This window comes from Kitasatospora sp. NPDC057542 (assembly GCF_042801945.1).
Lineage (GTDB): Bacteria > Actinomycetota > Actinomycetes > Streptomycetales > Streptomycetaceae > Kitasatospora.
Map to the genome: position 1 here is coordinate 24185 of NZ_JBHVFE010000044.1, position 7974 is coordinate 32158.

General features: G+C 73.4%; 7 protein-coding genes. 1 reads left to right on the forward strand and 6 read right to left on the reverse strand.

Features of this window, described 5'->3' with window-relative positions; translation table 11 throughout:
* Positions 1–188: 188 nt before the first annotated feature.
* The gene (locus ACFU7Y_RS08695) at positions 189–824 is read left to right on the forward strand and encodes a hypothetical protein (protein ID WP_380766984.1); all 636 of its coding nucleotides are present in this window, start codon (positions 189–191) and stop codon (positions 822–824) included.
* Positions 825–1392: 568 nt separating this feature from the next.
* Here the strand turns inward: ACFU7Y_RS08695 and ACFU7Y_RS08700 are convergent.
* The 6 genes from ACFU7Y_RS08700 to ACFU7Y_RS08725 all read right to left on the reverse strand — a co-directional run bounded on the left by ACFU7Y_RS08700 (position 1393) and on the right by ACFU7Y_RS08725 (position 7604).
* Positions 1393–2886, reverse strand: coding sequence for a hypothetical protein (locus ACFU7Y_RS08700; RefSeq protein ID WP_380766987.1), 1494 nt, complete (start codon positions 2884–2886; stop codon positions 1393–1395).
* A 462-nt stretch (positions 2887–3348) separates the two neighbouring features.
* The gene (locus ACFU7Y_RS08705; RefSeq protein WP_380766988.1) at positions 3349–3741 is read right to left on the reverse strand and encodes a hypothetical protein; all 393 of its coding nucleotides are present in this window, start codon (positions 3739–3741) and stop codon (positions 3349–3351) included.
* A 542-nt stretch (positions 3742–4283) separates the two neighbouring features.
* Entirely contained in the window at positions 4284–4733 is a 450-nt protein-coding gene (locus ACFU7Y_RS08710; RefSeq protein WP_380766990.1) for a DUF6283 family protein, read from the reverse strand.
* A 252-nt stretch (positions 4734–4985) separates the two neighbouring features.
* Entirely contained in the window at positions 4986–5441 is a 456-nt protein-coding gene (locus ACFU7Y_RS08715; RefSeq protein WP_380766992.1) for a hypothetical protein, read from the reverse strand.
* A 645-nt stretch (positions 5442–6086) separates the two neighbouring features.
* On the reverse strand, positions 6087–6506 hold the full coding sequence (locus ACFU7Y_RS08720) for a DUF3085 domain-containing protein (protein ID WP_380766995.1): 420 nt from the start codon (positions 6504–6506) through the stop codon (positions 6087–6089).
* A gap of 264 nt (positions 6507–6770) precedes the next feature.
* Positions 6771–7604 (reverse strand): hypothetical protein, encoded by an 834-nt coding sequence (locus ACFU7Y_RS08725; protein WP_380766997.1) that lies wholly within the window; start codon positions 7602–7604, stop codon positions 6771–6773.
* Positions 7605–7974 lie beyond the last annotated feature (370 nt).

Genomic DNA, 7974 nt, shown 5'->3' on the forward strand with positions numbered 1-7974 from the left:
GTCGCCGGATGGGAAGTGCCTGCGGCCTGGGCGCGGAGGATCCCGCCAGGCGGGATCTGGCCGGGCGCGGGCTTTCCGCGGAAGGGCGGTGGCGGGTTGCCTGGCGGGCGGCACGGCACCCGGGCTCGTTCTTGCCGGGTGACGGTGAAGGTGCCCCGGTACGGGTGAGTGAGAGAGGCGGGATGGGCATGGCGAAGGGGGTCACGCGCAAGGCCGTGGGGTCGGTGGCGGCCCGGCGGCGGGCGCGGGAGTTGCGCAGCGAGTACGAGGCTCGTGATCTGGCGCTGTTGGAGGGGGCGGAGGAGTTCCTGACGCTCCAGGAGCGGGCCGCTGCGGCGGTGGACGGCATCGCCGAGCAGATCGGGAAGCTGGAGGCGGCGCGGGAGCGGGTGCGGCGTGAGGGGTGGGAGCAGGGCGCCGTGGTGGCGGCGCGGATGCGTGGCCTTCAGGTGCGGGGGGTGGCGGTTCGTGAGGACGAGGTCGCGGACCGGCTGGGTGTGGAGGTGGGTGAGCTGCGGCGGATGGTCGCGCATGTGAAGGCGTCCGGTGGCGGGAGTGTGGCGGCGGTGGAGGCGGCGGGCGGTACGGCACCGACGGGTGGGGCGCAGCGGGCGGTGGGCGACGGGCCGGGGGCACCGGTAGCACCGGTAGCACCGGGGGCTTCGGTGGCGCCGGCCGGCAGCGGGCCGGGAGCAGCGGTGCGGCCCGCGGGGGGCGCGGCTGCGGGGGTCAGGGCGGGCGGTCCGGGCCCGGGTGGCGGAGCGGCGGCATCGGGTTCCGGGCCCGGGTTGGGGTCGGCTGATGGTGTGCGGGGGGTGGGGTGATGGTCCAGGTGTCCGAGGTGATGGCGGGTGAGCTGGACCCGACGTGGCTGGGGGGTGCGTTCGAGGTGGTGGAGGAGGGCGGGGACGGTCCGCTGGTCCACGGGATGCGGCTGGTGTCGTATCGGAAGGTGGCGGGGCGGGACCGGGTGGTGTTGGTGGGTGAGAACACCAGTGTGGTGGTGGGGTCGTCGGTGTGCCTGGCGTTCCACGTCGCGGCGGCGGTGCCGGGCCAGTGGACGGGAGCGGTGGTAGACGGGGCTGTGGCGCAGCCGGTGGTTGGGGGGCCGCCGGGGTTGGGGAGCGCGGAGCCGGTCACGGGCGGGTATCCGGTAGTGGGCGGGTACCCGCCGCCCGGGCCTGGGCCGGTGGTGCAGCCGGGGCCCGGCACTCCCCCACCGGGACCGGTACCGGGGCCGGGTGGTCCTGCGGCGCCGTGGATGCGGCGGCCTCCGACGGGCTGACGCGAACGCGGGCGGCCGGTGGTGCGTTTGGCTGGCGGGGTGTGGCCGGGCATGGCGGTGCCCGGCCGCCGGTGGGGTCGGCGGCCGGGCGGGAGGGACGTGGGGGGTCAGTGCGCGGCCGGCTGGTTGGTCTGGATGCGGAAGCGCGGGTAGTCGCCCTGGGCGAACAGGCGCAGGATCTCGGCTTCGGTGACGGCCTGAGTGGGGTGGTGGCGGTCGGGGTTGAACAGGACGGCCGCCGGGTCTGGTCGGCCGTGGACGGCCGGGTAGATCTGGGCGAGGTAGGTGCGGAGCATGTCGAGCCAGGGCAGGCCCAGAAGGGTGCCCCAGACCGCGGCGGAGACCAGGGGCGAGAAGATGTCGCCGAGTTGCTGGCACTGGCTGGTGCGGGAGCCGGTGACCGGGTAGTCGCCGGGTAGGCCGAGCAGTGCGCAGACTTCGGGGATGGTGAAGCGGCGTCCGGTCTCCTGGCAGTACCAGCCGCGGATCTTGCCGGTGACGGCGGTGATGGTGCGGTTGAGGGCGAACACGTTGCCGCCGCTGGTCTTGCGTTCGCCGCGGGTGTTGATGCGGGTGTCCAGTGGCCAGCCGAGCGCGAGGGCGGCGTTGGTGCGGATGCCGGGGACGGTGACGGGGCCGGGGTGGCGGTACCAGTGCGCGGACATGATGGCGCGGTTGCGGTTGCTGGCGGAGCCGAAGTCGGCGGCGTTCAGGTCCTGCCACTGCACGGATTCGCATCCTGCGGTCCGCAGTTCGGTCTGGATGTACTGCTGGACGTCTTCGGGTAGGGCCGAGCTCTGCTCGATGACGATGGACTCGATTGGTGCGCCGATGGAGCGCAGGCCCAGGATCCAGATGACCGGAGCGAGCATGAGTCCGGCGGTCTCGGCGGTCATGTCGTCGACCAGCGCCCACAGTTCGGTGATGGGGGCGCCGGAGGGCTCGATCATGTGGTCGTAGCAGTCCTCGTCGCAGTGGCCTGGGTCGTCGTGGGTGCAGACCTCCGTCCCGTCCACCCACACGTTGCCCATGTGGGCGCCTACCTGGTCGATCGCGTCGAGGAGGATCTCCAGGTTCGTGGCGTTGCGGCCGGCTCCGAGACCGGCGCGGGTCCAGTCGATGCACGGCATCGTGCACATGACGCGGCGGGTGTAGCGCAGTGCCGGGTGGCGGGGGTCGAGTGTCTTGATGTCCTGGCGGATGACGGTGCATCCGGCTGCCGTGCTGGTGGCGGTCGGGTCTTTCTTCAGCTCGATGCACACCATGTCGGCTTCGACGCCGAGGACCAGGCGCAGCCCGGCGCAGCCGCCGCCGCATCCGGCGCACACAGTCACTCCGCGGGGGGCGTCGCCGGGCTTCGGCGGGTAGAGCCAGCGGGCCGGGTAGGGGCCGGCGAGTTGGTCGCGTTGCGCTGTGGTGAGGGAGTCGAGGAGGGCGGTGAGTTCGGGGCCGTCGAGGGCGAGCAGGTCCTCGTGGGTCGGTGTGGGGAGGGCTTCGTTTGTCGGCTGGGCTTGGCCGTCGGCGTCGAGGGCGAAGAGGGGGAGGTTCTCGTGCGCGGTGGGTCGGGTGGCGGCGGGTGTGGGTGTAGCGGGTGTGGGCATGTGGCTCCCGGCCGTGGCGGTGGTGGGGACCGGCGGCCGTGGCTCCGGCCCGTGGGCGGGAGCGGGCGGCGGGGCGGTTGGCGTGGTGGGCCTGGCCCCGGCTGGGCCGGTCTCGATGTGCTGGAAGGTAGGCATGGGAGGGAGCCGGTCAACGGCTCGCTGTGCTGGTGGCCGGACGCGGACGCCTCGCCCCGCGCCGGGCATTCCCGCTCCTGGTTGCCGGACCGGAAGGCACTGGCGGGCCTGCGGCGTCGACGTGCCCCGCCGGTCACGGGGCGGCGGACCACCGGTGGTGGGGCGCAGCGGTGGGCGGGGCCGGGCGGGCGGACGGTCCTCAGGGGCTGGCCGGGGCACCGTTCACGGGAGACAGGGCCCCGGCCAGCGTGCCGCCGCACGGGCCCCTGTCCGGTGTGTGGGGCCGGACGGAGCGGGCCAACCCCCGAATCGGGTCAGCGGGTCTGGCTACATCTGAGGCGTGGTGATCCACTCGGCGATGGCCTCGACGCATTCGTCGAGCTGATCGACCGGGCGGGTCAACAGCATGTGCTCGTCGCCCGTTCCATCGCCCGTTCGCACGTGCCACATGTCACCACTCGCAGGCGCCCGGCTGACGGTGATCTCCGCATCGTCGGAGCTGAGGTGGAGCACGATGTAGGGCTCGGTGTAGGTCTCGGCGGGAGTTTCCAAGAAGCCCTGGGAGGACTGGTCGTACCCGATGACCATCCACGTGTACCCGCAGTCGTCGTCGCGGAGCGCGGTCATGCCCCATTCGGCAAGGGTGCGGGTCACGACAGCCTCCGCCGTCTCGTCATCGGTCCTCCCGGAGCCACACGGCGGGGCGAAAGGCTTCTTCATCACAGTCTCTTCTCCTGGGCTGGGGTGTTCGGTTTGGCCGTCACAGGGCTCCCTGGTGGTGTGGTGGTGTGCGGGGGCCGCCGGGACGGCATACGGGGCCGAGGCGGGGCGCGGGGTCGGGGCGACGGCCGTGTGATGGCGGGGTCGGTTTCGGTGTGCTGGAAGGTAGGCGCGGCAGGGAGCCGGTCAACGGCCTACCGGGCGGGGACCGGCCGCTGGTGGCCTGTCTCGCCGGGTCTCCCCCGCTTCTGATGGCCAGGTCCGGCGGGGCAGCGGGAATCCGCCCCCGGCTCTGCGGTGGGCCGCGGTGGGCGCAGGCCGGGGGCCGGGCGCAGCGTGCGGGCGTCCGACTGCTGTGGGGCCTCGACTGCGGGCCCGGGGCCGGACGGGTTTTGTCGTTTCGGCAGGCCTGGCTGTTGGTGGACTCTCCCCGGCCGGGCGGGGGTGCAACGTGCGGGGATGCTGGCGGGGCCGCCATTGCACCGCCGGGTGACGGCCCTGATGGGGCGAGCGGTGGTGTGGGCCCGGCTGGGTGGTCGTCCTCAGCCGAGCCGGATGTCCCGCCGCGTGCGGATGATCTTGTCGATCAGGCGGTCGGCCTCCGGGCCGGGCCGGTCGATGTCGGCCTGGCCGTGGTCGGCTGCCTCGGCTCCCGAGGAGAACAGCGGCACTGGGGACACGTAGGTGACCACGGCTTCGAGGGTCGGGCCGTCCATGGCAGCCGTCAGCAGGGCGATCCGCGGCGCCAGCAGGGCCTCGCCGTGGCATCCCGCCCAGCCCGCGCACACACGGCTGGCCTGGCTGTCGGCGTCGTTCTGGTGGCACTGGAACATTGCGGTCGGCTGCTCTCCTGTCGGGGCGTCGTAGGCGCGGAGCTTCTCGTACTCCTCGGCGGCCCAGATCCCCGAGGGGACGTCACGCCGGTAGGGGCAGCTGTCGCAGGGGCGTGGTGCGGGCGGGCGGATCGTGGATATCACGGGGTCGCGGGGCACGGCGGGGCCTTTCAGGGTCTGTGGGTGCAGGCCGGCGCGATGGTGTCCGGTGCTGCGGATGGAACGGTCGGGCCGCGGGGGGTGGCGTGCGGCCGGGCGGGGTGCCGGGGGGAGCCCGCACGGCCGGAACGACTCACGGCCGTGCGGGTGGGAACAGGACGCGCCGTAGGGGCGGTGAGGGACTGGTCGACTGCCCTGGCGGTGCGGGCTCGCGGAGGACATGGGGCTGGGGTGTGTCGGCGGGGCAGGTACTCAGCCGGTGGTGGCGCCGTCGGGGTAGGTCCACCCTTCGGCGTCCTTGGGGGCGGGCCACTGGAGAGCGGTGAGTCGGGCCCGGTCGGTGGGGTGGAGGTGGAACAGGGGGCTGAGGGTGAGTCCGGCGAAGAGGTTGCACCACGCGGGCAGGGGGACGGGCACGGTCGGCTCGCAGTCGCAGGGCTCGTCGTCGGGGCAGTCGGCGCGGTGCGCGGGGCGCAGTTGCTGGGGGGCGGGGTTGCGGATGGTGACCAGGCGCCAGTCCGTGATGGTGCGGCCGGGGATGGAGGGGTCCGGGTTGCCTGTGTCGATGCTCTCCCAGAGGTAGAGCTGGCCGGTGTGGCTGCCGTTGATCAGGTCCGTCAGGACGTCGCGCACGGGATCGTAGTTGCGGTTGTCGAAGATGAGGCGGCGGCTGGCGCTGGTGAGGTGGTATCCGGTGATGGTGGCCATGGGGTACTCCCTGGTGGTGTGGTGGTGTGCGGGGGCCGCCGGGGCGGCATGCGGGGCCGAGGCGGGGCGGCGGGTGCGGGGCTGGGCGACGGCCGTGTGATGACGGCGGCCGTGGGTGGTGACGGTGGCGGTGGGGTATCCGGCCGGCCGAGGGGGCGGGCGGCCGGATGGTTCTCGGGGGTGCTGGCCGGGGCACCCGTCCGGGGGTGGGACGGGGGTCCCGGCCAGCATGCCGCCACACGGGCCCCTGACCGGCGTGTAGGGCCGGACAGGGCGGGGCAGCGACGGCGCGCCTCAACCCACCCCTGGGGGGAAGGGGCGGGGAGGTGCCGGGAAGCCCGCACCGCCGGAGCGCGTCGGCACTCGACAGCGGCCGGGCGGGAACAAGACACACCATAGGAACGACAGACGACCGGTCAACCCCCGGTGTTGGGGGGCACAGGCCCGCCGGTCGCCGCGAACAGGCAACGGCCGGTACCACGCCGGAAAGCCTGCGAGGGCGGGAGCAGGGCACGTGGCCGGGCGGTAGGAACAACGAGCAGTACCACGCCCCCTCCCCCGGGGCGCAGCAGTTGCTGCGGCCCGGGGGAACGGGGGTCGTGGTGCTGGCGGCGGCCACCCGGGGCGGGGCCGTTGTGGGCTGGCTCAGTCGCTGTAGGCGAGGCCGATACTGTCCTCGCTGACCTCCAGCTCCAGCCAGCGCAGCCCGTCCGCGACGGCGGCGCGAAGCTGATCCAGCATCGTGGTGGTGGTGTCGCTGGACAGGGGCTCGTTCAGCGGGAAGTACTCCGCGAAGTCGTCGCCGCCGACTGGGGTGCAGCGGAGTTCGTTCTCGGTGCCGGGGCCCCAGCCGTCGGCGTGGACGACGTGGTGGTGGATGTCCTTGCCGGGCAGGTGCGGCAGGCCGTTGGACATGATGTAGGTACCGTCGTCCTTCACCCAGATGAGGCATGCTCCGCTGGCGTCGGAGTATGGGTCGGTGCGGTGGTCGGATGCTGCGGCCGCGTGCTCGGCGAGAGGCAGGATGTCGGCCAACGGGAATCGAAGCAGCAGTGTCTCGGGCATGGGTGTGAGTCCGTTCTTCCGAGGTGGAGTTGAGAGCGCGGGCCCCGGTCAGGCCGTCGGGCACGGACTGGGATGGCCGTGACGGGGCGCAGCACGGGGGTGGGTGTGGTGGGGCGCCCCGTCTGCGGGGCAGGCGGGGCGCCAACAGCCCGCACGGCCGGGACGGTCACGGCCGTGCGGGTGGGAACAGGACGCACAGTAGGAGCGGCAGGACGCCGGTCAACCCCGGGCCGGGCCGGATTGACCGGCGGCTGGCGGGCTGGGCTACTGCTCGTGGTCCTGGTAGTCGGCGTCGCACTCGGAGCATGCGTCAGCGGGCTGGCCCTCGTGGTCGGGGCAGATTCGCGACCATGTGCTCTCGGGGTCGTCCGGCAGTGACTGGGCCGCGAGGTTCTCCACGACGGACGCGTTGCAGACGTCCACGGCGCAGTCGTAGACGTAGAAGCAGCCCTCCGCGTTGAAGGCGCCCCACTCGGTGCGGCCATCGGCGTTCGCGCACTGCGCGATCGGATCGCCGACGGTGCCCGTCAGCGGCACATGCCCATGCTTGCACGCGGCTGGCCGCTCGACGGCGGCCGTCATCGCCCGGGTGGCACAGGTGGGGCAGCGCGGGGCGCTGGTGGGAATCGCGGTCCACGGAAGGGTCGGACGGGCGTCGGTGATGGCCCGGCCCCGGATGTCAGCGCCGCACACGGCCGTGGTCACGCTCACCAGTTGGTGGTACTCGGTGCCGATGGTGGTCCACTCACCGGGCACCGGCGCAGTGGTATCCGGAAGGGCCGCGGCGGCCGTGGTGGCCGTCGCGCGATGCAATACGTGGGGGGCGACGAGGTCTGCGCCGCCGCCGTCCCAGCGCACGGCCTGGAAGGCGTACGTGGCGCCGCCGCCCGCGGTCCCGAAGGTGGTTCCGGTCCGCTCGGTCCCCTTCGCACGCATGATCACGGCGGTGCCGTCCGCGTAGTAAGTGAGGGGCGGGTCGAACATGGTGGCCGGGCGGGTCTCGTCGGCCTCCAAGGGGCGCGTCCGGGCCTCGATGTCCGCGACCTTGGTCTCCTCGCCGGTGGCCTGGGAGACGTCCTTTCGGGTCGTCGTGCTCATGAGAGCGCTCCTGCTCATTGGGTGGGTTGATGGGGCCGCCCCGCGCCCGGGCCGGGGAGCGCCGGCTGCGGAGCGGCGGTGGCACCTGCAACCCGCCCCCTGGGGGGAAAGGGGCGGGGAGGTGCCGGGGAAGCCCGCACCGCCGGCGCACAAGCGGCACTCGACAGCGGCCGGGCGGGAACAAGACACACCATAGGAACGACAGACGACCGGTCAACCCCCGACGTTGGGGGGCGCAGGCCCGCCGCCGCCGCGAACAGGCAACGGCCGGTACCACGCCGGGAAAGCCCGCGCGGCCGGGCGGTAGGAACAGCGAGCAGCCGAACGCCCCCGTCCCCCGGGGCGCAGCAACTGCGGCGGCCCGGGGGAC

Excerpts from the sequence above, each read along its gene's own strand:
- ACFU7Y_RS08695 (WP_380766984.1), top strand. The coding sequence starts at position 189 with ATGGCGAAGGGGGTCACGCGCAAGGCCGTGGGGTCGGTGGCGGCCCGG.
- ACFU7Y_RS08700 (WP_380766987.1), bottom strand. The coding sequence starts at position 2,886 with ATGCCCACACCCGCTACACCCACACCCGCCGCCACCCGACCCACCGCG.
- ACFU7Y_RS08705 (WP_380766988.1), bottom strand. The coding sequence starts at position 3,741 with ATGAAGAAGCCTTTCGCCCCGCCGTGTGGCTCCGGGAGGACCGATGAC.
- ACFU7Y_RS08715 (WP_380766992.1), bottom strand. The coding sequence starts at position 5,441 with ATGGCCACCATCACCGGATACCACCTCACCAGCGCCAGCCGCCGCCTC.
- ACFU7Y_RS08720 (WP_380766995.1), bottom strand. The coding sequence starts at position 6,506 with ATGCCCGAGACACTGCTGCTTCGATTCCCGTTGGCCGACATCCTGCCT.
- ACFU7Y_RS08725 (WP_380766997.1), bottom strand. The coding sequence starts at position 7,604 with ATGAGCACGACGACCCGAAAGGACGTCTCCCAGGCCACCGGCGAGGAG.